Below are 25,092 nucleotides of genomic sequence, written 5' to 3'. Positions count from 1 at the left end.
CAGCTTCGTTATTAATAACAAACACTAACAAAATACTTTAATTTCGTTAGATATTTCGGTATATGCAAGATTATAGCGGTTACATTGGCATAAAACAATCTAAATATTCCCTTTTGTTATAATTATTTTATTATTTAAGTTAGTATTAATGTTAGTTATTCCGAAAATAAATAACAAAATTCAATTTAACATAACAAAAACAGACACCCCGCAGGAGTGCCTCCCAATAATCATATAGATGAGATCCGATTCATTTATCAATAAGATTGCCCACTTGAATCCTCGAGCACTACCTGATAACCCGACCCTCCAAATAAGGGTTTGCAAATCGTTGCAACTCTCAGCGACGCACTTTCCGTGTACTCTTTGCGCACATAATCCATTCCAAGGCTTCCTGCTGCCTGCTTGTTCTGACGCTCCGAATTTCCGTGAATTACTGCTATTATTACCGCTCCAATAATTATGATAATAAGGACTAGATAACCTAAATGTTTTTTTCTCATCTTTCCTCCTTATTACATAGAGTGATATTGGCACAGCAACGGGGCAATTAGCAATAATCTCGTTTCCGTAGGCACCCTATCCCGTGATTAAGTATGCCGAAGCCGATACCTATAAGCATAATTTTACCCCTACTCTACTTCAACAGCTTAACCTATATAAAAACAAAAGGCACCCCCAAGGGCGCCTTCATTATCACTACATATTAGTTGTGCTAGTTATTTATAAGACTCTGCCAGCGAGTTCGCCACCACTATCGCATTGTACACATCTTCCGGAGTAACCGGGAACGGCATATTGCCCATTGTGTCTCCTTCTGCACAAGCAGCTTCAGCAACTTGGCGCCATTCGGATTCGATAAATTCCGTGCACCCCAGATCGGCGAGGGTTAGCGGAAGATCTACATCCTTGATAAGCTCAATGACAGTTTCCAGCTCCTCATTTGAGGCATTTTCCAGTACTAACTGGGCTAAAAGACCAAACGTAACCTTTTCACCATGCTGAGCTTTGTGTAGTGAAGGAACGGCTGTCATCCCATTATGGATAGCATGCGCGGCAGCCAGACCACCAGATTCAGCACCCACACCACTTAGATAAATTGTCGCTTCAATGGTCTCCTCCACCGCGCGTGTATAGAGCTTCTGATCGACCGCACGTTTAGCTTTTACCGCATTCTTAAGTAGAGCTTCATAACAAAGTCTTGATATACCTAGACCCGTTGTAGAAGGTTTCATGAGTACGAGATTGTCGCCATTAGAGGCATAACAAGCACGGGCTTCAAAATAAGTAGCCAGTGCGTCGCCAATTCCAGCTGCGAAAAAACGGGAAGGCGCTGAAGCTAAAATCGCTGTATCCGCCAAGACCACATCCGGATTACTTGGGAGGAATAAGTATTGATCAAATGAACCATCTTTATTATAAATGACAGCCAGCGCTGTACATGGTGCATCAGTAGATGCAATCGTCGGAAAAATAACTACAGGCAGCTTCTCATAATACGCAGTAGCTTTGGCGGTGTCCAGTGTTTTACCTCCACCGATACCGACGATGATATTCGCCCCAGCTTTACGGGCAAGTTCCCGATTACGATTAATCTCTTCCTGAGTACATTCATAATTGAATTTTTCAAAAGTAGCCTTATTCCCCGCACCTTCGATGGAACTCCCCGCCTCTTTCTTAGCACGTTCCAAAATGAACTCATCACAGATCACATAGGCATGATCGCCAAACGCCTTAATATACTCATTCAGATCTGACAGTAAGTTATGGCCGGAGATAAATTTCTTTGGTGAAGTAACGGATCTAACGAAATGTGACATTGTGCAAGACTCCTTGTTGTGTGTTTTAGTAAGCATAAAGACGCAATTCCTACATATTATTACCCCGCTACCCAAGAAATACTCAAGCTGCATTCTCCAAAGGCACTCATCAGAGCATGCAAAAAAAGACACCCCTCAGGGCGTCCTTTGATTTTTTTATATCTATTAAATAACACGATGCTGAACCCATTTCTTGCCCATAAATCGCCGCAGGAAAATCAAACCTCTGATCCCCCACTCACAATTCATCGCCAGCCAAACGCCGAGTATACCAAAGTTCAGAACAATACCTAAGATGTATCCGAGCACTACACGGAACAGCCACATCGTAAGCATCGAAACCATGGAGGTGAATTTGGAATCCCCTGCCGCTCTAAGCGCCGAAGGCGTAATAAAGCTTATAGACCATAACGGAATTTGCGCAATCGTATTGATGAGCACAATCAGGAAGATATCGCCCACAATCTCAGCAGGAGGATGGAACATTGACACTAATGGATTGAAAAAAGGCATAATCAGCAACCCCATCACCACCAGGGAAAGAGAAGAGGCGACAAGGAATGATTTAATAAATTTTCGAGCATCCTTAACATTATTGCTTCCCATACATTGTCCCACCACTGTAATAATCGTCAAGGACAACGCATTCCCCGGGATTTGCATAATCCCTGCAAAGGAGGAGGCAATCGCATTAGTCGCAAGTGCATACGTACCCAGACTAACGATGAAGATCTGAGTCAGAATTTTACCACCATTAAAGAACATCTGCTCTGCCGCAAACGGCATCCCGATGAACATTATTTTTTTCAGCATAGACAGCTTAACCGCTACAAGATCGCGAATACGGATATGCAGATCGTTGTCCAATCGGAATAGATAATAAAGTGCGCAGAACGCCCCCAGGTATCTAGCTATATTTATAGAAATGGTCATCCCCAGAACACCCATATGCAACAGGTTAATAAAGACGAGATTCAATAAGACATAAGTTAAATTCATAATTAGCGAAAGTACAAGCGAGGCCCTCGTTCTACCAATTCCACGAAGAGCACCACATACCGCTTCCACAACAGCTATACCAAGATAAGAGATACAACTCCCGATTAAATATATTCGGGCGTTCTCCATAACCTCCGGTGAGGCCGCTCCAAATAGTAAATTCAACAGCGGATTGTGAAAAAGAATTCCGAACATCCCAATAGCAAATGCCATCAGCGAAACAGATGACGTAGCACCTGCCGTAGCTTTTGACACCATGAGGTCATTGCCGCTCCCTTTATACTGCGCAACAACAACCGTCCCACCTGTTGAGACGGCAATAAACACACTAATGAGAAAAATATTAAGAGAATCTATCATATTGACCGCACTGATAGCTGCCACACCAGACGAGCTTATCATAGCTGTATTCACTAGATTAAGACCCACCACAAAGGCCTGATCCACTAGGATAGGGATGAATAAAGCAATCATCTGACGATAATCTATCGACTCCCCAGAAAAATACTTTTCCAGAAACCGCACACTTTGCTTCGTATTTACACCTACATTAGGCTCCATCTTTGCTTCACTTCTTTTACATAGAGTTTGTCAAATTGAATTATGCGTATAAATAGAAAAAGGCTCTTCAGGTTGAAGAGCGATTCAAAAGTATTGCCTGTTTATATGCACTTAGGTATGCGGTCGAGAGGACTCGAACCTCCACGGGGGTTAGCCCACACGGACCTGAACCGTGCGCGTCTGCCAATTCCGCCACGACCGCACAAGATATAAAAAAATACAGTGCAGAATATAAGTTAACATGATTTCACAGAAAGAGCAACAACAAATTTAACAAGTAAAAGCGTCTTCGGTGTCCTTGTAAGGGCAGTAAGCGTTTAAGGGAAGACTATAAGAGTATTGGTGTCACTTATACTTTCTTATATTTTAAAAAAGTGTATCGATGCCCTCAAGAGGATCATCGATACACTTTTAGTTAGAACAATAGAATTATGATGCTTGTCCAAGCATGCGATAGATGATAACCGCTGCTTGAGCGCGATTAGCTATACCCTTAGGTGCAAATTTCCCACCATCAACACCGTTGACGATTCCCAATTGAGTTAGCTGTGCGATAGCCTCTTGTGCATAAGGAGCAATACTGGATTTGTCTGCAAACTTACCCAATGCTGCATTTTTATCAATCGGCTGTAGTTTGTCTTTCAGTGCGTTAGCAACCATAATGGCCATCTCTTCACGAGTCACTTCACGACCCGGTTCAAATTTGCCATTTCCAGAGCCTTGTACAAGTCCAGCCTTCACCGCAAGGGCGATAGAATCCGTGTACCAAACTCCTTGTTTAACATCATTGAATGAACTGGTTGTTGCTGAACCCGTAAGATTCAGTGCGCGTACCAGCATCGTAACGAACTCTGCTCTAGTCACTGTTTTGGTTGGCGCAAAAGTATTTGCATCCAGACCTTTCAGAATGCCCTTAGCAGCCAATGCTTCAATAGCTTCTTGCGCCCAAGCTACCTTGCCCAGATCCTTGAAGTTTGCTGCTGGCGCAGTAGTTGGTGCAGGTGTTGCCGTTGGCGCTGTTGATGGTGCTGGTGTTGCTGTTGGTTTCGCGGTTGGAGTAGGCGTTGGAGTTACACCGGTAGAACCGCCTCCGCTGCCACTGCCTGATCCCGAATCAGCCTTTAATTTATTAATAATACGACCTTCAATGGCTGCTTTAATCTCTTTGCCATTAAACGTTTTTACAATGTAGTCGTAGAACACGTCCAAATCAATAGGTCCAGCCAATGAATCACTAGCTTGAGTCAGAACCTTGTAGTTATCTCCACCCGCAGCCATAAAGTTATTTACTACTGCTGTATATTTCTGCGTAGGATTAATTGGTGTTCCATCAGTTAGTGTGAGGCTCGCAATACGATCGGCTACTGGCAGATACATATTCGCTGTATATTTCAGTCCGGAAATTTGCAGCGTTTTGATATCTGGTGTTCCATCAGCTTTTAAATTCCATTGCTGTTGCAGCAATGTTTTGATTTGCGCTCCGGTTAGTGTCAGCTTCACAAGCGTGTTGCCGAATGGCTGAATTTTAGCCAGATCGCCGAAGGTTACAGGACCTTTCGGAAGGTCCGCACGGATACCGCCTGGATTCATAAAGGCGAAATCGGCAGCTTTTGCACCATCGCCGAAGTCAGCATTACGCATAGAGTCAGCAATCAGATTACCAAGTGCAGCCTCATTATTGTAAGCATCGGTACGAGTGATAGTTCCGTCCGTTGTACCCACTGGTTGAGTGAGCTCAGGATGCTTCTCAAGGTAAGCATTAACCAGTGCCACACTTTCCGGATCTGGGGTTACCCCATCATGGAAGGTGGAAGTTACCACAGCAGACTTGTCCTTCACATCACCTGTTTTAGGATCAATGATCAACTTGATATCCTCAAATGCTGTACCGTAAGAATAAGCTTGTACAATCAGCTTGCCGTTTACTGTTCCATTTGCAAGTGCATGGTTATCACCAGCAACGATAACATCAACAGGGGATTCCGCAGGAAGCGCATTGGCTAGATCAGCCGCTTCACCTGTAGTCACACCATCTTTGGTTGTTGCAGGATCATGTGCAAGCACGATAATCGTCTCAACACCTTTAGATTGAAGTTCCTTAGCGTATTTCTCAACAGCCGCCACTTCCTCATCAGGCGTAAGGAAATGCACGCCAGCCGTACCGGAAGGTGCTACCTTGCTTGGTGTGGATTTCGTTACCAGACCAATAAAGCCGATCTTCACACCGCCTACTTCTTTGATTACATAAGGATTAATAATTGGCTCGCCAGTTTTGGCATCCACTGCATTCGCATTAACATAATCAAAATCAGATCCAGCATGGTTAACTTTATTATCCTTAGGGTCGACACCGCCATAAAGCTGTGTCATCAGTGCATCAACACCTTGGTCAAATTCGTGATTACCAAGAGAACCCACATCAAATTTCATCATGTTCATCCAAGCATGAGTCGGCTCATCGCGCTCAAGGGATGAAACTGGAGCGGATGCTCCAACGGAGTCACCATTATGGAAGAGTAATGAGTTCTCATATTTTGCACGAGTTGCTTTCAAATAAGTCGCGAGATAGGCTGCTGTGCCTACAGACTTATTGTTCACTGTAGAAACAGTGTCGAGTTGACCGTGGAAGTCATTAATTCCAAGAAGGTGAACCTCCACATCTTCCGTCGGTGCAGGTGTCTTCACATTTAGATCTAGCTTGAAAATTCCAAAGCCCTTATTATCTTGCTGTCCAGTATCGGAAATGTTCGCTGGGAGTACATTTGCCGCTTTAGGTGTTGTTGTAAATGTAACATTCACATTGCCTTTGATGGGTGCCAAGGACCAGTTACCATCAGCAGTTGGATCAATCGTACCAGCTTCACTGATGTAGTCCATCAGAACCTGACGATTCTCATCTTGAGAGTCTACAACCAGCTCTGCACCTTTAACACCTGGGAAGTTCCCGCCACCACTTGCGCGGTAATTATTAGTAACAACAATGAAATCCTGATCTAGATCTAAAGGTTGATCATTGTAAGTGACATCCGTTACACGACTCGAAGAAGCATCATTAATCGTACCATCCGGATTGTACTTCGCGTTTTTCGTCACATCAATTTTATATTGAACCCCATCGATTACATCGAAGTTAAAAACTGAAAATTTCGTATTCAACAGAGACTGCGGAGTCGAGATCCCTGGTTTGATGCGGTTAAATGCGCCCGCACTCATTTCCAGCCATTCTTTTACAACAGAACCCTTAACCTTGATTGCTTTAAGCGTGTTGTCATATAGATAAAGGTCGCTTGCGCTACGAATAGTCAAGTTCCCTTCATCAATACTAGTGTATTCTTCTGGACCGTTACGCCCTGCTTTAAAAGGAGCACCCACGCTTAGAATTGGCAGATCTTTATATTGAGGAACATTGACATCAATATAGTTCTGTACGTACCATTTCTGTGCGTACGTAACAAGTTGGACGGTAGGATCATCTTGAACCATTGCGAAGTAACTGTTCATTGGAGCCGTCGTAACGCCCAGTTTTTGTTCAGTATAAGCAATAGTAGCATTATGCGCTGCTGCAACCACAGCATCTACAGTCGGGTCAGGCTCAACAGTAGGAATGTTAACCTTGTTCACCGTCTTGTAAATGGAAAGTGCTGAAGCTTTTGAGCTTTCCTTATCTACCGTCCAGCCTTTATCACCTTGTACAATATCCAGATCAATTAGACCCAAATAAGCACCGCCGTAACCAGCTTGTACAGCAGGCGTACCGTTAATGTGGCCATTCACATTATCAATTACTGCTTTCTCGTTATTATATGGCTTGTCAGTAACAGGGTCCTTGAACAAACCATCCAGGGTATCGTCTTTTCCAGTCGGGAATACCTTATGCGTATGAGAGAACGTGATTGCATCAATACCTGCAACCTTACTCAGCGCATTAATGTCGTTCTCAGAGCCATCACCCTCAACAGCATTGATGTCAAACCCAGTATGGGCCATAGCGACAATGACATCTGCTCCTTCAGCTTTCATTTCTGGGACAAACTTCGTAGCCGTTGCTGCAATATCTTCAACGGTAACTTTGCCTTCCAGATTAACCTTGTCCCACTCCATAATCTGTGGAGTAACCAGGCCTATCAGGCCGACTTTAATCGTATGTTCTTGACCATTACTATCCTTTAATTTCTCATTGAGAATGACATAAGGAGTAAAGGCATTCGAGCCATCTTTTTTATATATATTTGCATTCACATAATCAAAATTTGCACCTGTTGTATCCTCATGTCCATCACTACCATTTATAGTACGATCTAAAAATTCCAATCCATAATTGAATTCATGATTCCCAAAAGTCGCAGCGTCATATCCTATAGCATTCATGGCCGCAATCATCGGATGAATCTCAGTTGGATCTTTAAGTTCCGATTTTTTCGCCACGTAAGTACCTAACGGAGTTCCTTGAATCAGATCCCCATTGTCAAGCAGGAGGGTATTGGATTTTTCGCTTCTAGCTTTCTTCACCAAGCTTGCTGTGCGGTCAAGACCGACAGTTACCGATGCCGCATTCTTAAAATAATCCCAGCCATACACATTGGTGTGTACGTCTGTTGTGCTCATTAACCGGAGCTCAACCTTTGCTCCAGATGCGGGTGAAGCAGCTACCTTGTCTGGACTCCAAACTGTGCCCAGAACGACTCCGCCTATTACCTGCGCTGATAGCACAGCAGTTGCCAGCACGGACGCAAGCGGCTTATTCCATCGTGTCTTCCATCCCATAATAATATTAGTCCTCCCTATCATTTTCACATAATTTCTGTGATATTATATCACACAAACATAACCAATTATCATATAATTGTAAAAATAATATAAAACAATGTTAAATATAATAACATAAGAAGAAAGACCTAGACTTATGAATCCGTTTTTATAGGTCAAGAGTCAATAGATGCAAAAAGAACACATCTTCACCAGATGTGTCCTAAAAACAATCCTATATAAAGTCTAGAAAAGTCGAATCTATGTCCGGCACTACTTTTTACCCATTCATAGCAGTAATCCCAAAACAGATTGCAGTTATTAAAGATAAGGGTGTCATCACAAGTTTTTCTTTCATGCTCCTCGACAATAAGTTCATTATAGTATTAAGCATTAAATAGACGGCAAAAAAATAACATACCCTTCTATCAAAAGGTAATCCAATAGAGATCACATTCCCTGCCTGCAATAAGTACAGGATGGCAACTAGCTGTATCACTACTGAAACTCCACACGCGACTCTCATTTGTGAAGGCATAATTCTATGTCTTCCTCCCATTGCAAATTCCCCATAAGGCAATCCCAGAGACAGCAGTATATAAAGAATCACTGCTCCCAAAAAAGTAATACTCCCAATCCATGCTGATATCAAGTTTTCACCCCTCCATAATTTATTTATCGCACATTAAATTATATGAGTGTAATGAATTATTATGGGCATCAACACAAGTGGTAGCTCTTTCACCCAAATATTTTTTTATGATGAACTAGCACAAGCAACACAAAAATATCTGAGTAATATAGAAGTAAATAGACCAATGAGGTGATCCACAAATGGCAAATACAACGAAGATTCGCAAACGTGCTGAACAGCTGAAAGGTAGACCCGTGTGCATTACGTTACATGATGGACGTACGTATATAGGATGGATAACCGGCCTCGATAAGAATGGACTGACCCTTTCCAAACCACGTAAAAACAAACACAGAAAATCAAAAAAACACTCTTCTTCCCGCTCCCGGAAAGCAAACGTATCAGGATTAATGCCCTTATTCGGCTCACTTTTCGGAATGGGTGGAGGCGCTCTAGGCTCCGCAGGAGCAGGGGCTGCCAGTTCTGGAGGCGGTGGTTTTGGCGGATTTGGCGGGTTCGGGGGAATCGGCAACTTTATTGGAATGGTACAAAAAACTATGCCGGTTATGAAGATGGGCTACAATATGATTAAATCTATTTCCCCCTTCCTTAACGGGCTAAAAGGATTAATGGGATAATCAAAAGACACCCCTCAAGGTGTCTTTTATTTTTGCTCATAATCTTATCAGGTTCTTTAACAATCTGGCTGCAGATCTTAACCGTGGATGTTTTAGATGCTCCTGTACATAACGATAATTGGTCAATTCAACCTTAGCATCACTGAGGGCATAGGTAAAATCATCATCAAAGGGCAACTTATACTCCCAAACTCGCTTACTCCAGTGCGGAATATTTGCTTGCATCCATGGATCGTCTATCCCGGGATGAATATAGGTCTCACTAACGCCATCCGGCAACGAATACAGCTTAGCAATAATAGATCTTTTAAAACTTTCATACGTCTCGCCTTCCTCTACACCAAAAGGATGCGATAGCAAATAGTCGGGAATCGGCACCCCAAACGTATCCGCCAGCCCTGCTCCAAGGGCAACTGGTCGTTCAATATTTTTCAGCGATGCCAAAAGCGGATCCTCAGCATGGATGTATCTGAAGAATCGTGAGGGCAATCCCCAGCGCGAAATTTTCCACAACGTCTGCGGTAGCAAGCTGCGTCCTGTTTCCACTCCGTATAAACTACCCATGTGGTTGTCTACATGGCTAATCACTATTCCCGACTGTTTTACTCGCTCGTACTGCGCATCTATCTCCTTTAGTACGGCTTTTGTCTGCGCCCCCTGTTCGAACTCTTTTACCGTCCTATATTGATGTCCGCTCTCGTCATGAAGAGAAGTCTCTCCCGTCAGGCTCGCCCAGCGCAAAGCCTCAAATTCACTAGTCATCGTCAAGTGAAGTCCCACATTCCGTTGTTGCCTGCGACTACACCATGCAGCGGCCTCCTCAAACCCAGGGGCCACCGCCATAATCGTTGCTGAGGATACCTTTTCCTCTTCCAGCAGATGTTTAATCGCCTGATTCATGGGGGGACTTTGCCCAAAATCATCACAATTGATGATTAATTTTTTGTTCATAGTCAGCCTCACCTCTCAAAGAGTCCATAAATGTAAATTTCATTGTGAAGGATATGACAACAGCTATGGCCAACAGACATAATGGCACCACACTTATTAAATACCTAAATGTCGCTTCAGGAACGGACCCTGGATCATCGCCGCCTTGATAGCCAAAGATCATACCTACAATGAAAAAAGCTAACGCAGAGATTAACCCGCTTGAACGAGTAATGAATCCGCTTACAGACGTGTAGATTCCTTCTCTTCTCAGACCTGTTTTTTCCGCATCCTCATCAATAATCTTGCCACCTACTATTGCTGGGGTCACTAGAAATCCGGCTAATCCGAAACCGACAACTACGCCAGCAGCCACACCACTTAAGAGATCATAACCAAACCATAACGGAATTACCGATAACGCATATAAGATCAGTGATAACCGCCACGCCTTAACCCCGTCCATCTTACGAATCATCCAGTACCACACGAATACTAATGGAATGACCGAAACAAAAACAGCTGCAAGTAAAATCGATACCTGAGCCTCTGAGATATGAAGTACATATTTTGCATAAAAAGGAATCATCGAGCTTACAAGTCCATTCACCGTTTGGGCAAAAGAGTTCGAAATATTAAACACCCAAAACTTTTTATTCCGAATGGTCTCCCGAAAAGCCGGAATCAACTTCAAGGGTTCCTGCTCTGTGGGCTCCTTCTTTTCTTGGACATTCATCATACATAAAAACATAAACACTCCAAAGAGACAGGCATACACTATAGCCATATTAGAGAAACCAATAGCTGCAAAAATAATTGGGGTTAAGGCAGTACCGATTAACAAAGCTACAACTTGATAACCTTGCTGAATCGCGGAGGCTTTTGCCCGAATACGGTCTCCACGGAAGAGCTCCGGGAGTAACGCTCCATAATTCACCCACAACACAGTGGCGACAGCCTCATAGAAAATAAGTGTGACTAGAAACCAAGTGAACAATCCATTTTCAGATAATCCGCCGGGAGGGGAGAAAACCAGTACAAATGCCAGCATGAATAACGGAATTGAGCCAAACACCCATGGTCTGCGTCGACCCAAACGAGTATCTGTGCGATCTGACCAATAGCCGAATAACGGATTGTTTACCGCATCCCAGATCAGAAAGATGGTTCTGGCTAATGTAGCAAGTCCAATGCCCAATCCTAATTTTTCAACATAAAAGTAACTGTAAAATGAACTAAATGCCTGACTGGGAACCATCATCGCAAACATCCCTAAAGCAAAGGTGTACGGCGAATTGATCCATTTATGCTTCACTCACATACCTCCCCTATGGTAAAGATCCGGTTGTAATATATTACCATACCGAAGAGAGAACGCCATCAAATTTTTCCTTAGCAGAAACTACGGATAAAAAAAGAGGCCCCGCAGACCATCAACAAATGGCTGCGGAGCTTTTACATAACTAGACTATAAAACATCCTTCAGCTTGTTTCGGCTCTGAACATCCAGGGCTAGATAATCACGGATTTCGCATCTTTTTCCATTGATATCCGTAAGAATGATTCGTTTATGACTTGGATACTGCATATGCTCGTGCAGGTTCCGCATAACGATCCGGGTCTGGCCCAGATTCGTTTGCAGCTCCCAAATCCACATATCCGCTTTTTGCTTAATAGAATCAATGCGGGTTACAACCGGAAGAAAATACCGCAGCCGGAGCTCTGTGTCCACTTCCACCCGACTTTCTTCATCGAGCTGATCAATGTCACGAATGACCCCGATCTCCTCACTCTTGGAGTTACGAACTGAAATATACTCCGTGGTATATTGGAATGGAAATATACGAAAAAGAATTAATTCCTCATAGACTTGACCCTCCACTACTCCTTGAAACACGCCACCTTGACTGCGGCTAAAAGAGATTGCACCCGGTTCAAGAATGTTAATCTCATAGGGATCTTTAGGATTCAATTCCCCGTTAACAAGATTCGGATCACTCATGCATCTCAACCCCCTTAATCTGCGACATTTCCTTCTGTGCCTCAACTAGCTTGAAGTAAGCACCTTCTGCAGCAAGCAATTCCTCATGTGTACCCACTTCAATGATCTTCCCGCGTTCAAGCACTACAAGACGGTTCGCATTTCTTAGCGTGGATAATCGATGGGCAATCGCGAATGTCGTTCTGCCTTTTACCAGTCGCGAGATCGCTTCTTGAATTTGCCGCTCGGTCACTGTATCTACAGAAGCTGTTGCTTCATCTAGGATTAGAATTCGCGGATCGTGAATTATTGCTCGGGCAATAGACACTCGCTGCTTCTCTCCACCGGACAATTTATGCCCACGTTCCCCAACTCTTGTATCATAGCCATCCGGCAATTGAACGATAAAATCATGGGCGTTGGCAATTTTTGCAGCGCGCATGATTTCTAATTCCGTAGCGTCCGGTTTAGAATAGGCAATATTCTCAGCAATCGTTCCGTCGAATAGAAACGTCTCCTGCAGCACTACACCGATCTGACTACGCAGATCTGACTGGCTGATATTTCGGATGTCCACACCATCGATGGTAATGGTTCCCTCATCTGTGTCATAGAAGCGACAGATCATATTAATGAATGTCGACTTACCGGCACCTGAATGTCCGACCAGACCAATCATCTCGCCCGCACCCACTTTTAAATTCACATTCTTGAGCACAGGATGATGTTTTTCGTATCCATAAGTAACCCGCTTAAACTCAACCTCACCGTTTACGCGGCCGATGGCTGCTGGATTCACAGTATCAGGCACATCTGACGGTGTATCCATAATTTCAAAGACCCGATCTGCTGCTGAAATCGCATGGCTGGCCCAGTTGATCATTTGGCTCACCCACTGCAAAGGTCCGAGAAGCATCCCAAGGTAGGTCACCAAAGCGATTAGCGTACCGATGGATAATTGGCCCTGTAGCACCGTTTTCCCGCCATAAAACCAAATTAATAACGTACCTACACCAGCAACCAACGCAAAAGCAGGAAACATCCCCTGCCATAAGCCTTCGATCCGAATATTATGCCGAACCAGCTCCTTATTGGCGACTGTATAACGTGACATCTCTGTTGTTTCCTGACCGAATGCTTTGACTACACGAATCCCCTGCAAAGAATCGCCAACCAAAGCGTTTAATCTAAAAATAGATCTCCACTGCTGGTACCAACGTCTGCCAATCATCGGCCATAACACTGTCGACAGCACCACCATAAGCGGCATAGGCAGCATAGCAAGCAGCGTTAGCTTCCAATCCATACTGAACATAATAGTGAAAATAGCGATTACCCGCAGCAATTCACCCGAGACCCAGATTACACCGTCAGTCATAAATTGCCGCATCGCCTCTGAATCATTATTCACCCGTCCAATAAATTGCGAAGATTGTCTTCGGTCGAAAAAAGATAAAGATAATTTCATCAAGGAATGATACACATCATGACGAAGATCACCCATGATTTTGGAACCAATCCATACCCCTATAAGTCCACGTACAGTCTGCATTAAAGTAATTACTAGGGATGTGGCTGCTAGCCCGATCACAATCCATAGAAGCGTTGAGCCCATATCCTTTTCTGTCAACACATTATCAACGATCATCTTCGTCAAAAAAGGTGGAACAAGCTCTACCAATGTAGTAAAAATCAACATAATCGCCGCAGCGATCATTTGGATCTTATAAGGCTTGGCATAGCTCAGCATCCGAAATAGAACCTTGCCGTTACTCTTGCACACCGGACAAGCTTGCGAATCTTCCGGCAGTGGATTGCGGCATTTTGGACAATTCCTTGGAAACTCTTTTTCAGAAGCGGTTGGCCGTTCCTCGCCTTTAGCTACAGCGCCAATTAATTTAGAAGCAAAACCAAATATAGAGGTAAGTGATGCTGTATAACGTATAAGTATAATAGGCCCCTCTTGGGTATCCACAAGCAACGATCCGCCGCCTACCCCGCCTACTACCCGGGCATCAGTAATATTCGAGACTAGAAGCTTTGAGACCAGTTTCCCGTCCGTTCCCCAAACGGAAATCTCCTTCTCAGTCAATACAAGCCACTGCTCACCGAATTGCCCATCTTTCATTAAATCGGATACAGAGTGAAATAAAGGTTGTTCTGTAAGCTGTATTTCTATAGACTTGGGAAGTTTATCAATAGATGTCATACATTTCTCCCCTTTCTTTACCCACCTATTTACTCACATATATTTACAGTGGTAAAGATGAAAAAATGATTATAATTGTTTTGTATGGTTATTTAAACAAATAAAAAGACACCTCTAAAGGTGTCTTTTTGTATTACTTCCTATGGTACTGGCTATACGCTTATTTCAAAGCTTTCCATACCCAGTTCTCTACTTCTGGCAAATCAATACCCTCTTCACGAATGAATTGGTGATGTTTCTTAACGATAGCATCCATTTCATCTGCGATCGCTTTATAGTCGTTAGCATTAGGCAAGCTCAGAACAGCTTCCTTCGCCAAGTCAAAGCGGTCCATTTGATTCAATACGCGCATATCGAATGGTGTTGTGATATCGCCATTCTCGCGGTATCCGTGTACGTGCAGGTTATGGTTATGGCGATCAAAGAACAAGTCTTTAATCAGACCTTCATATCCATGGAAAGCGAAGATAACTGGTTTATCTTTTGTGAAAAATTGATCAAACTCTTCGTCAGATAAGCCACGCGGATCTAATTTTTGACTTCTCAGTTTCAACAAGTCTACCACGTTGATATATCTAATTTTAAGGTTCGGCAGTTTTTCATGCAGGATAGAGATGGCAGCCAAGCTTTCGATAGTTGGTTCTGTACCTGCAGAAGCAAAGACAACATCAGGCTCTCCACCTTGATCGGTGCTTGCCCAGTCAATAATCTTCAGTCCTTTATCCACCAGCTCTTGTGCTTCATCCGCACTGAACCATTGTGGACGAGGATGTTTGGAAGAAACAATCAAGTTAATTTTTTGACGGTCATTTAAGACGGTGTCAAAAACAGCCAGCAAGGAGTTGGCATCAGCCGGCAAATACTCACGGATAAATTCTGGTTTTTTATCAGCCAAGTGACCTAGCAAACCTGGATCTTGGTGAGTGTAACCATTGTGGTCTTGTTGGAATACAGTTGAAGTTGCTACCACATTCAATGATGGAATATCAGCACGCCAGCTTTGATCTGTTGCTTTACGCAGCCATTTGAAATGCTGAGTAATCATCGAATCCACGACACGCAAGAAAGCTTCATAGCTTGCAAAGAAACCATGGCGACCTGTCAATACGTAACCTTCAAGCAAACCTTCTGCCTGATGTTCAGACAATTGGGAATCGATAACACGGCCATAAGAAGCTAGGAATTCGTCATTCGGCTCAATCACTTGATCCAACCATTGACGTTTCGTCACTTCAAAGACAGGTCCCAGACGATTGGACATTGTTTCATCCGGTCCGAAAATTCTGAAATTGCGGTTCTCTTCGTTCAGAGAGATAACATCTTTCATGTATTTACCCAGAACGGCCATATCTTGTGCTATTACTTCACCTGGTTTGGAATTATCAAGTGCGAACTTACGGAAATTCGGTAAGTTTAGATCTTTAATTTGGTTGCCAGCATTAGTAACTGGGTTCATTCCCATACGTCTGTCGCCAGTTGGCAGAATCTCAGCAAGTTCAGCGTTCAGACGACCATTGTCATCAAATAATTCTTCTGGTCTATAGCTGTTCATCCACTCCAATAACGCCGGAGCATGCTTCATATTTTTTTGATCCACTGGAATCGGCACCTGATGGGCACGGAAAGAGTTCTCATTCGGAACACCATCCCATTGCTTTGGACCCGTCCAGCCCTTAGGAGAACGGAAGACCAACATTGGCCAAACCGGACGCGTCAGGTCATTGTTGTCACGTGCATTCTTTTGAATCGCTTCAATTCTTTCAACGATGGTATCAAGCACCTTAGCCATTTCCGGATGCATTAGATCAGGATTTTCGCCTTCAACGAAGAACGGTTCCCAACCCATACCTTTAAAGTATGCAGTAATTTCTTCTTTGGATTGACGAGACAGAATCGTTGGGTTACTGATTTTGAAACCATTTAAGTGCAAGATCGGCAGAACTGCACCATCAGTAACTGGATTGATGAACCGGTTGGAGAACCATGAAGCCGCTAATGGGCCAGTTTCAGCCTCTCCATCACCAATAACAACAGCGGAGATCAAATCTGGATTATCCAGAATTGCACCTACACCATGGGATAGAGAATAACCTAATTCGCCACCTTCGTGGATCGATCCAGGTGTTTCAGGGGCAGCATGGGAAGCAACTCCACCTGGGAAAGAGAATTGTTTGAACAATTTCTTCAGGCCTGGGATATCTTGTGTGATTTCCGGATAAATTTCAGTATAGCTACCATCGAGATAGGAGTTCGAAACCATAACCTGACCGCCATGACCAGGGCCCTCGATGTAGAACATATTCAAATCATATTTAGTAATGACCCGATTCAAATGGGCATAAATAAAGTTCTGGCCTGGAATAGTTCCCCAGTGTCCAATGGGCTTAATCTTTACGTCTGCTTCTTTCAGCGGTTCTCTTAACAACGGATTATCTTTCAAATACAGTTGACCTACAGAGATGTAGTTAGTTGCGCGCCAGTATGCATCAAGCTTCTCTAAATAAGTTTTTGATGAGTAATCAACATCCATGGATAATACCATTTCTTCCACTCCCCAAAATTTTTTCTGTGTCTACATTGCCGTAATTTCTTCCACAAGTACATCATACCGCCGCGAAAAATTAATTCAACCTTTTCAACAAATGATACGGTCCAATTTTGTGAAAATATGAACATAGTATGAAAAACAGTGTCAATTGTCTGTAAAAATACGTCAATATTAATATATATGTAAAAATATGGACTGAAGTTTGCGGGGGTATTTGCTACTTGTCCTTCTTCTATTTTGCGCAAAATAAAAAAAATAAGACCGAGAAAAATTCCCCAGTCTTACTTTTAATGAACGGACACAAAGGTATTAAATTTTAAGTATTTATAGTGGAAGCGCATATGGGAGAATTCAAATGGCGTGCCATTATCTAAAAAGAAAATCCCTTCCATAATGCTTACTGGCTCATTTGCCTGCAAATGCAGCAGCTCTTGATCCGTAGCCTCAGAGGGTTCTGCGGATATCGATAAAAAGGATTTGGTTACCGCCAGATTTCGTGAATCCTCCAAATAATTAAAGATAGATCCTTCAATAATGGTCTGATTTAAATTCTGCACGATTTTGATTGGGATATAACCCGTTTCAATCATAAAGGGTTCATCATCAAAAAGACGTAAGCGAATGATTTTGTAAACAAAATCATGAGGGCCTAAAAACAGATCCCGCTGTAGTTCTTCCGTTGGTGGAATGACCTCAAATTTCAAAACTTTAATCTTTGGCTTCTTCCCATTCATTTGAAAATTGTCGGTGACACCTAAATTAGAGCCTTCGTAGTTAAAAATAGATTCATTTTTTATGTATAAAGGATTTATAAATGTCCCTGAGCCACGCTTTTTAAAAATAATGCCGGCATTTGCCATTTTAGTCAGAGCACTTTTAATAGAACTACGACTCACTTGATAAGTTTCACTAAGCGTTCGTTCATCCGGTAATTTCATATCGGGAAACTGCCCAGCAAAAATTTTCATTTTTAAGTCATCAATAATTTGTTTGTAGACAAACTGTGTCATGAAGTACTCCTTTTCAGGTCGATACAAGTTTTATTTCAATCTTTACTATAACATAATAACCAGACGTTTATAATCTATCCGGCCAGCTTATTTACGTCGGCGATTTGTCATGCGATTGTACATCACTAAACCGGCAATGACCATGCCCAGCGTCCCCATACTACTTGCTGATTCAGCCTGCATACCAAACAAAATGCATAGGTTAGTGACCAAGCTTTTTGTAAGTACAGCAACAATAATTAACATCAACGGGCGCCAAATGTTGTATCTTCTCATCCAGGCAACACTCCTAATCCAATTTTCTCAAACTATTGATCGATTTCATCTATTATATCACAAGATAGTAACCGCATTCATTTCCTATAACCGTAAAGAAATCGAAGCCGATCAGCATTTTTTACTTCCCTCTATCTTTTTCTGTATTCTAGCCTAGCGAACGTGACGTCTATGCGTCATATTCGCTTTCAATTCCTCAGCTCCTCCTATCTGTCAATTACGCCTTTATTCGACTTTTGGTCTGGACTTATCCTTTTTCACGGATTATAATAACGAATGCACACCAAAAGACGAACATTAAGGCGGAAATCATGAGAAATTATATGCGAATATTCCTAGGCACTTCATTTTCTAGCCTATCCCCAAAAGAAATTCAAATTTTAAAGGATCATCTCTTCTGTATCAATTCGGATGGGATGATAGAAATGATCGTTGCACCGGAGCACGCCGACTATCAACCCTTGCTTGATGCTTATCAAGGTCAGGACAATTTTCATGTATTAGCCGAGGGCCAGTATTTTTTGCCCGGCTTTATCGATCTGCATGTCCACGCGCCACAATGGGCTCAATCTGGAACTGCATTAGATATCCCGCTCTATGATTGGCTAAATACTTATACCTTCCCACTGGAGTCTAAATTCTCGGACCTGGCTTTTGCAAAAAAAGTCTACGATGACGTGGTTGGTACTTTGCTCGCAAACGGAACCACTACAGCACTTTATTTTGCAACGGTGCATAAAGAGGCCAGTCTATTATTGGCTAAAATATGTGCGGAAAAAGGACAACGTGGACTCGTTGGAAAAGTGGTTATGGACGATCCGCAGGGAAATCCTGAGAATTACCGCGACTCCGACACCCACACCGCACTAGTGGATACGGAAGAATTTATACTAGCTGTACAAGAACTCGCTAAATCTACTAAACAAGGCGTTTATCCAGTAGTGACACCAAGGTTCATTCCAAGCTGCACTAATGAGGCTTTACAAGGCTTGGGAGAACTTGCCGCTAAATATGATACGTATGTGCAATCGCACTGTAGTGAAAGTGATTGGGCACATGGTTATGTGCAAGAACGGTTCCAGAAGAACGATGCTTTTGCCTTGCATGATTTTGGTCTGCTCAGTGATAAATCTGTCATGGCTCATTGTAATTTTTTAGATGAAAATGATGTGAATTTGTTTGCAGAGACAGGAACAGCTATTGCGCATTGTCCGATATCCAATGCGTATTTTGCCAATAGTGTCATTCCGATCGCTGACTTCCATGCCAAAGGCGTTGAGATTGGTTTAGGCTCTGATATTTCCGGAGGTTTTTCACCTAGTCTCTTCGACAACATTAGACAAGCCGTAATGTCTTCAAGAATGCTGGAGGATGGTGTGAATCCCTCACTTTCTGCACAAAACCGCGGAGTACCGGGATCACGAATTACGATCCATGAATCCTTTTATCTTGCTACCGCTGGCGGCGGAGAAAGCTTAAGCTTACCTATCGGCCGGTTACTAGAAGGTTATGCATGGGATGTTCAAATAATCGATACGAAAGTACACTCGGCGAAATTGCCCGTCTTTGATGAGAATGAAGATTTGCAAGATATTTTTCAAAAGATAATGTATCTGGCTAGACCTGAAAATATCCGTGAAGTCTGGGTACAGGGTGAAAAAGTTCATTCGCGTTAAAGATTAATTAAACTAGAAAACTTAAGGTGGGCATCGGAGTGAAAACACAAGCAAACGTACAAGAGCAAGCACATTTGGAATCACAGCTACTAACTGTCCTACCCGATGAAAAAGTTTCATTTAGTAAATCCGTCATTCTCGGCTTTCAACATGTATTGGCTATGGATGTCTATGTAGTGCCATTCCTGATTGCGATGTTAATCGGCTTACAGCCCAATCAGTCCAGCGCGTTAATCCAATCCACCTTTATTGCCGCAGGACTTGCAACGATTGTGCAAACCTATTTCTGTATGAAGCTGCCTATCGCTCAAGGTCCTTCTTATGTTCCACTGGGTGCGATCGTCAGTATTTATGCAGCTAGTGGTGGCGGGGAGCTCGGTTGGAGCTCCGTGTTAGGTGCCAGTTTAATCGGGGCCATCCTGGTTATTATTTTGGGTTATGCGGGGATTTTTAATAAAATCGTTAAAAACTTTATCCCGCCTATCGTAGGTGGCACAATCATTTTCATTGTAGGTCTATCTTTATTGCCTGTTGCGATCAGAGATAATATCTACGGAGCCTCCGGGGCTTCAATTAATCAAAATGTATTATTAGCCCTTATTTCAGGTGCTACACTGCTTATTTTTGTGGTTCTCGGTACTTTGTTCCGTAATAAAGGATCTGTCTTCCGAATTCTTTCCGTAATGATGGCGTTAGTAGTTGGATGTATTTCGGCTAATATTATGGGCGTTTTAGATTTCTCAGCCATAAGTAGTGCCAAGTGGTTTAGCATGCCGCGGATCGCTTTTGTTGATTTCGGCTTTTCCTTCAATTTTTCAGCTATTATCACCATGGTTATTATTTATATCGTGCTGCTGGCTGAAACAACTGGCACCTGGTTTGCGGTCAGCAATGTAATCAATAAACCTTTGACAGACAAAAATATTAACCGCGGCGTAATTGGAGAAGGAATTGGCTGTCTTATTGCTTCTGTGCTCGGTTCGACTCCTGTTACAGGTTATTCAACTAATGCAGGGATCATCTCCATTACAGGTGTTGCCAGCCGCCGGGTTTTTCTCGCTGTAGGAGGATGGTTTGTCCTCTTTGGTTGTTCCGGTAAACTCGCCGCTTTGATCTCTTCCATTCCATCCGCTGTAATCGGCGGCGTCTTCGCCATCATCTGCGGCATCATCGCAATTAATGGTGTGCAAGTAATGAAGAATGTAACCATCGGCGAAAAAGAAATGTACATTATTGCCTTACCTATGATCATCACCTTGGCGTTGGTACTCATTCCTGGTGACTACTTGAACTCTTTACCTACATTCGTGCAGTATTTATTAGGCTCACCTATCCTAGCTGCTTCATTGGCAGCAATATTATTGAATAAATTATTACCTAGTGGAAAATAGAACATAAAAAAGAGCAGCCTCTTATTGATCCTTTTTTATCCCCGCGAATAAGCCGAGCTTTGTATGCTACTTTCTGGAATTCCTTAAACAAAAGACACCCATCGAGGTGTCTTTTGTTTAAGGACATGATTATTTTTTACTTGAGTTCATCCATAAAACCGCCTTACCATATGACCTCACAATTTTAATACAAATATCCATATGTCCCTTGATTATATTTAATAAACTAGGATTCCTCCAAAATAACGGAGATTATCAACGCATTGAATTATTCCCTGAAATATATTATGATACGTTTAAACAATTAAACATTATAACGGAGGGAGTTATGAACGAATCTAATAGTAATCAGAAGGCGATTCATATTTTCGAGAATTTAAGCCCCTATTTCCAAGGCTTGGGAGATCCTATTCGTCAGCAAATCATTGCATTGCTGATCGACAAAGAGAGTATGAATGTGAGCCAAATTGCAGAGCATATCCCCATGTCCCGGCCTACAGTCTCTCATCATCTGAAAATATTACGGCAAGCAGGGCTGCTTAAGGTTCAGAAGAAGGGCACGGAAATGTTCTACAGACTTGAGTTTGACGAAGCGATAGCGCTTATGAAACAACTTGTCCATTTCGTTGAAGAGGAATGCCAGTGCTAATTAATGCCATTAACCTGACTAGCACTTGTCATTCCTATTTTTTTAAGCAATATGTTAAATAACTTAAACATATAAACATTTAAACGGAGGTTGCAGATATGCATAGGAAAAAGGTACTTATTGTAGGAGGATACGGTGCCGTCGGCAGACAAATTGCTCAAATATTACACGATCGACATCCCGATCTCGAGATTATATTGGGAGGAAGGTCACCGCAAAAAGCAGCACCTTTTGAGTCCACACGGGTACAAACAGTCGTAGTTGATAATAATGCGGATGATCCACTGCTTTATGCAGGCGATAATGTATCGCTAATCATCAATTCCGTCAACGATCTGCAGGATCGGCTACTTATGTCTGCAGTTAGAAGAAAAATCCCACTGATCGATCTTACTCGCTGGACAGAGATATTCCAACAATCAATCACAAAGTTAGAAAAAGCAGACCTCTATGCTCCTATCGTGCTTTCTTCGGGATGGATGGCGGGAACTGCTTCGCTGTTCGCCATGCTGCACTCGGCCACACTTCAAAACGTCGCCGTTGATATTCACGCGTTGTACTCTCTACGTGACAAAGCAGGACCCGACTCCGCGGCGTACATGGATCGTATGACCATTCCATTCCATATTACAGAACGGGGGGAAAAACGTCTTGTATTTCCAATGACTGACCCTATCAAAGTCCAATTTCCAGATGGATATACAGCAAAATGCTATCGGCTTGACACCCCAGATCATGTCACCTTGCCAACAGCTGAGCATATCGACTCCGCCAGCTTCCGCATCTCCTTCGACAGCAAAGCCTCCACCTCCATCCTTGTCGGACTAGTTAACAGCGGAATATGGAAGATGATCAGCGGGGACCGATTCCGTTCGCTTAGACGAAGACTGCTCTACAATCCTGGTACTGGCAGCGCACATCATATCCTTATTCATCTAAAGGGCCTGGATCATAATGGGCACTGGGTTGAACGGACAATAGCGATTTCTGACCCGCTTGGTCAGACTCATCTTACCGCTTTGGGAGCTGCTGTCCAAGCAGAAAAGCTATTGCGGATATCAAAGGAAGAACCATTGGTCCCAGGCATTTATTATCCAGAAGATCTGCCTGATGAACGGATGGACATCTCTGAAATCACCAACTTTTTTAAACAATATGGGGTTCTTATATCTCACTAATAGCACTTCACATATACCGAGCATTCTGTCTACTACAATTAAGTGCACAGACAGTAAAGAACCCGCTAATATAGCGGGTTCTTTACAATAGAGATGAGACGGAGCTAGGTAAGTTCACAAAAAGATAAAATCTTTGATTCGTGCTAAACCCTGTCCCCTGCCTATTTCCACCCTTAAAGGCGTTTGACTAGACCAGGCTAAAGTCCCTGAATATATTGTTATTATTTATCCTATTCAAGGACTTTTATTAAATGGTGGGGGTGATCATTCTGGCTATCCGTTACAGCATCATAATTCCAACCTATAACCGACTTCAGCAGCTGCTACTTACACTCACTTCATTCGAGACACAGACCTATCCGAAGGATCGGTTCGAGGTGATCGTCACAGATGACGGTTCTACAGATGGTACTAAGGAAATGGTCGAAAGCTTTCAAACTTCTTATCCGCTTATTTATGTCGCTCAGCAGGAACAACGCGGCCGTTCTGCCGTAAGAAATCTGGGGCTGAGTCAGGCAAAAGGGAAATACGTCATCTTCTGCGATGCTGATTTTCTGGTATTCCCTGAATTCATTAGGATCGTAAACCAGTATCACCGTAAATATCCTAAGTCGATAATTTCAGGTATTCCACACTCATGGGATGACGCTTATACCCACTACTACCCAGACTTTTCTCCTGAAGAAAAAGAACATTGCCGCAATACACTTTCGCCTTCTAACTTATGGAATCCTGACTTCGAATCAGCGACTGAAATTATCCCAATAATCACACCCAATGATATCCTTCAGCAGACGGAGACGTTATCAAAAGTCACCTTTGCCTCAAGAGTTCCTCCAAATACTAAAAAGCAATTTGCCAGCACAGATGTAGCCCCTTGGATGTTACTCGTCACACGTTGTGTGTCCATAAGACGCAGCCAATTAACACGGGCTGGAGGTTTTAATGAACAGTTTATCCTCTATGGACTCGAAGATTGGGATCTTGGGTATCGACTGCATCGATTAAAAATCCCTTTTCACAGCATCAAAGAAGTTGTCGGCGTTCACCAAGAACATCCAACCCACTTCAGAGGAAATCTCATAAATATTGAGAATCTAAAAATCATGTTCAAAAGCTACGGGTTCAATGACTCTTCCCTAAATCTGTTCGCCCTTGTTCCTCCAAACGAAGACCTGGAGAAATACAAACATACTATACGGGTCTTGCGCAGAGGATACCGAACGAAGTCAACACGTTCATCAGCAATATTAATGAGAAGGACGTTACGGATTGCCGCCAAACAGCTCTATGAACCCAATGATACCGCCCTATACCAAGAGTCGTTAAGACGGATAAGTGTAAAAGTAAAGAGAAGAAAAAGCCGGGTTGCCCGTGTTTTGCGAGAGATTTTGGTGAAGGCTGAAAAGCTGGGAGAATAATACCTAAAAATACATTAAACCGGGCATCAAATGATGTCCGGTTTTTACTTATTTTCTCAATTTATTAGGTAGCGGAATATGCCTAATCGACTCAATGGGGTGATAGAGCAGCATCCACGGACCAGAAAAACGCATAACCCCTTTAATTCTTTGGCGATAATCCGGTTTGTAACAATGAACAGGACATTTGGCACAAGCTGGTTTCTCTTCACCAAACTTACAATAGGCTAACCTCTTCAGCGCATACTCGTTTAATTCCTGACATTCCTCACAAAAGCCTTTATGATGATGTTTTTTCTTACAATATATACGAATCATTTTGGTAACAAGCTCTTGTTCTTTTTGAATTTTAGGACCCTCATTTAACTGCCGGTTTACCTTTGTTATCATATATGAACCCCCTTGTAACTTGTACAATAAGATCT

Annotated in this window: 18 protein-coding genes and 1 tRNA gene; 6 read left to right on the top strand and 13 right to left on the bottom strand. The window is 42.8% G+C overall.

From position 1 onward, the window contains the following. Positions 1-257 precede the first annotated feature (257 nt). The 5 genes from NST40_RS01185 to NST40_RS01165 all read right to left on the bottom strand — a co-directional run bounded on the left by NST40_RS01185 (position 258) and on the right by NST40_RS01165 (position 8,144). Positions 258-503 carry a hypothetical protein gene (locus tag NST40_RS01185; RefSeq protein WP_076275910.1) on the bottom strand — a complete coding sequence of 82 codons (246 nt, stop codon included), beginning with the start codon at positions 501-503 and terminating at the stop codon, positions 258-260. 216 nt (positions 504-719) lie between these two features. Then, positions 720-1,820 carry a glycerol dehydrogenase gene (locus NST40_RS01180; RefSeq protein ID WP_076218290.1) on the bottom strand — a complete coding sequence of 367 codons (1,101 nt, stop codon included), beginning with the start codon at positions 1,818-1,820 and terminating at the stop codon, positions 720-722. Positions 1,821-1,985: 165 nt separating this feature from the next. Continuing rightward, positions 1,986-3,380: an MATE family efflux transporter gene (locus NST40_RS01175; protein WP_076218289.1), complete on the bottom strand. Its 1,395-nt coding sequence runs from the start codon at positions 3,378-3,380 to the stop codon at positions 1,986-1,988. Positions 3,381-3,498: 118 nt separating this feature from the next. Continuing rightward, positions 3,499-3,582: transfer RNA gene (locus NST40_RS01170), tRNA-Leu, on the bottom strand. A 227-nt stretch (positions 3,583-3,809) separates the two neighbouring features. Then, positions 3,810-8,144 (bottom strand): bifunctional 2',3'-cyclic-nucleotide 2'-phosphodiesterase/3'-nucleotidase, encoded by a 4,335-nt coding sequence (locus NST40_RS01165; RefSeq protein WP_342410334.1) that lies wholly within the window; start codon positions 8,142-8,144, stop codon positions 3,810-3,812. A gap of 816 nt (positions 8,145-8,960) precedes the next feature. Between NST40_RS01165 and NST40_RS01160 the strand changes: the two genes are divergently transcribed. Then, positions 8,961-9,398 (top strand): hypothetical protein, encoded by a 438-nt coding sequence (locus tag NST40_RS01160; RefSeq protein ID WP_076126935.1) that lies wholly within the window; start codon positions 8,961-8,963, stop codon positions 9,396-9,398. A gap of 36 nt (positions 9,399-9,434) precedes the next feature. Here NST40_RS01160 and NST40_RS01155 read toward each other — a convergent pair whose 3' ends face one another. The 7 genes from NST40_RS01155 to NST40_RS01125 form a co-directional block, all read right to left on the bottom strand. Further along, positions 9,435-10,349 (bottom strand): polysaccharide deacetylase family protein, encoded by a 915-nt coding sequence (locus NST40_RS01155; protein WP_076275908.1) that lies wholly within the window; start codon positions 10,347-10,349, stop codon positions 9,435-9,437. After that, complete coding sequence (locus NST40_RS01150) at positions 10,321-11,643, bottom strand: MFS transporter (protein ID WP_342410333.1); 1,323 nt, start codon at positions 11,641-11,643, stop codon at positions 10,321-10,323. Before NST40_RS01150 ends, NST40_RS01155 begins: the two co-directional genes overlap by 29 nt. Positions 11,644-11,796: 153 nt before the next feature. After that, positions 11,797-12,330: a DUF1854 domain-containing protein gene (locus NST40_RS01145; RefSeq protein ID WP_076275906.1), complete on the bottom strand. Its 534-nt coding sequence runs from the start codon at positions 12,328-12,330 to the stop codon at positions 11,797-11,799. Beyond that, complete coding sequence (locus NST40_RS01140) at positions 12,323-14,518, bottom strand: ABC transporter ATP-binding protein (protein WP_076282639.1); 2,196 nt, start codon at positions 14,516-14,518, stop codon at positions 12,323-12,325. The genes NST40_RS01145 and NST40_RS01140 overlap by 8 nt, the downstream gene beginning before the upstream one ends. Positions 14,519-14,678: 160 nt before the next feature. Then, complete coding sequence (locus tag NST40_RS01135; protein ID WP_175618986.1) at positions 14,679-17,060, bottom strand: phosphoketolase family protein; 2,382 nt, start codon at positions 17,058-17,060, stop codon at positions 14,679-14,681. A 293-nt stretch (positions 17,061-17,353) separates the two neighbouring features. Beyond that, on the bottom strand, positions 17,354-18,076 hold the full coding sequence (locus NST40_RS01130) for a GntR family transcriptional regulator (protein ID WP_076126926.1): 723 nt from the start codon (positions 18,074-18,076) through the stop codon (positions 17,354-17,356). A gap of 87 nt (positions 18,077-18,163) precedes the next feature. Beyond that, positions 18,164-18,352 (bottom strand): hypothetical protein, encoded by a 189-nt coding sequence (locus NST40_RS01125; protein WP_036687195.1) that lies wholly within the window; start codon positions 18,350-18,352, stop codon positions 18,164-18,166. Positions 18,353-18,663: 311 nt separating this feature from the next. On the opposite strand from NST40_RS01125, the gene guaD reads away from it, so the two are divergent. The 5 genes from guaD to NST40_RS01100 all read left to right on the top strand — a co-directional run bounded on the left by guaD (position 18,664) and on the right by NST40_RS01100 (position 24,667). Then, positions 18,664-20,028, top strand: a complete 1,365-nt coding sequence (guaD, locus tag NST40_RS01120) for a guanine deaminase (protein WP_342410332.1) — start codon at positions 18,664-18,666, stop codon at positions 20,026-20,028. Positions 20,029-20,066: 38 nt separating this feature from the next. Next, positions 20,067-21,419, top strand: a complete 1,353-nt coding sequence (locus tag NST40_RS01115; protein ID WP_076192601.1) for a solute carrier family 23 protein — start codon at positions 20,067-20,069, stop codon at positions 21,417-21,419. Between the two features lie 328 nt (positions 21,420-21,747). Continuing rightward, entirely contained in the window at positions 21,748-22,068 is a 321-nt protein-coding gene (locus tag NST40_RS01110; RefSeq protein ID WP_076126921.1) for a metalloregulator ArsR/SmtB family transcription factor, read from the top strand. A 98-nt stretch (positions 22,069-22,166) separates the two neighbouring features. Then, positions 22,167-23,246: a saccharopine dehydrogenase gene (locus NST40_RS01105; protein WP_076218283.1), complete on the top strand. Its 1,080-nt coding sequence runs from the start codon at positions 22,167-22,169 to the stop codon at positions 23,244-23,246. Positions 23,247-23,515: 269 nt separating this feature from the next. Next, positions 23,516-24,667 carry a glycosyltransferase gene (locus tag NST40_RS01100; protein WP_076218295.1) on the top strand — a complete coding sequence of 384 codons (1,152 nt, stop codon included), beginning with the start codon at positions 23,516-23,518 and terminating at the stop codon, positions 24,665-24,667. A 48-nt stretch (positions 24,668-24,715) separates the two neighbouring features. Here NST40_RS01100 and NST40_RS01095 read toward each other — a convergent pair whose 3' ends face one another. Beyond that, positions 24,716-25,057: a nitrous oxide-stimulated promoter family protein gene (locus NST40_RS01095; protein ID WP_076275903.1), complete on the bottom strand. Its 342-nt coding sequence runs from the start codon at positions 25,055-25,057 to the stop codon at positions 24,716-24,718. Positions 25,058-25,092 lie beyond the last annotated feature (35 nt).

This window comes from Paenibacillus sp. FSL R10-2778 (assembly GCF_038593035.1).
Taxonomy (GTDB): Bacteria; Bacillota; Bacilli; order Paenibacillales; family Paenibacillaceae; genus Paenibacillus_AQ; species Paenibacillus_AQ odorifer.
This window is presented reverse-complemented; position numbering and strand designations above follow the sequence as displayed.

Excerpts from the sequence above, each read along its gene's own strand:
- NST40_RS01185 (WP_076275910.1), bottom strand. The coding sequence starts at position 503 with ATGAGAAAAAAACATTTAGGTTATCTAGTCCTTATTATCATAATTATT.
- NST40_RS01180 (WP_076218290.1), bottom strand. The coding sequence starts at position 1,820 with ATGTCACATTTCGTTAGATCCGTTACTTCACCAAAGAAATTTATCTCC.
- NST40_RS01175 (WP_076218289.1), bottom strand. The coding sequence starts at position 3,380 with ATGGAGCCTAATGTAGGTGTAAATACGAAGCAAAGTGTGCGGTTTCTG.
- NST40_RS01165 (WP_342410334.1), bottom strand. The coding sequence starts at position 8,144 with ATGGGATGGAAGACACGATGGAATAAGCCGCTTGCGTCCGTGCTGGCA.
- NST40_RS01160 (WP_076126935.1), top strand. The coding sequence starts at position 8,961 with ATGGCAAATACAACGAAGATTCGCAAACGTGCTGAACAGCTGAAAGGT.
- NST40_RS01155 (WP_076275908.1), bottom strand. The coding sequence starts at position 10,349 with ATGAACAAAAAATTAATCATCAATTGTGATGATTTTGGGCAAAGTCCC.
- NST40_RS01145 (WP_076275906.1), bottom strand. The coding sequence starts at position 12,330 with ATGAGTGATCCGAATCTTGTTAACGGGGAATTGAATCCTAAAGATCCC.
- NST40_RS01140 (WP_076282639.1), bottom strand. The coding sequence starts at position 14,518 with ATGACATCTATTGATAAACTTCCCAAGTCTATAGAAATACAGCTTACA.
- NST40_RS01135 (WP_175618986.1), bottom strand. The coding sequence starts at position 17,060 with ATGGTATTATCCATGGATGTTGATTACTCATCAAAAACTTATTTAGAG.
- NST40_RS01130 (WP_076126926.1), bottom strand. The coding sequence starts at position 18,076 with ATGACACAGTTTGTCTACAAACAAATTATTGATGACTTAAAAATGAAA.
- NST40_RS01125 (WP_036687195.1), bottom strand. The coding sequence starts at position 18,352 with ATGAGAAGATACAACATTTGGCGCCCGTTGATGTTAATTATTGTTGCT.
- guaD (WP_342410332.1), top strand. The coding sequence starts at position 18,664 with ATGAGAAATTATATGCGAATATTCCTAGGCACTTCATTTTCTAGCCTA.
- NST40_RS01110 (WP_076126921.1), top strand. The coding sequence starts at position 21,748 with ATGAACGAATCTAATAGTAATCAGAAGGCGATTCATATTTTCGAGAAT.
- NST40_RS01105 (WP_076218283.1), top strand. The coding sequence starts at position 22,167 with ATGCATAGGAAAAAGGTACTTATTGTAGGAGGATACGGTGCCGTCGGC.
- NST40_RS01095 (WP_076275903.1), bottom strand. The coding sequence starts at position 25,057 with ATGATAACAAAGGTAAACCGGCAGTTAAATGAGGGTCCTAAAATTCAA.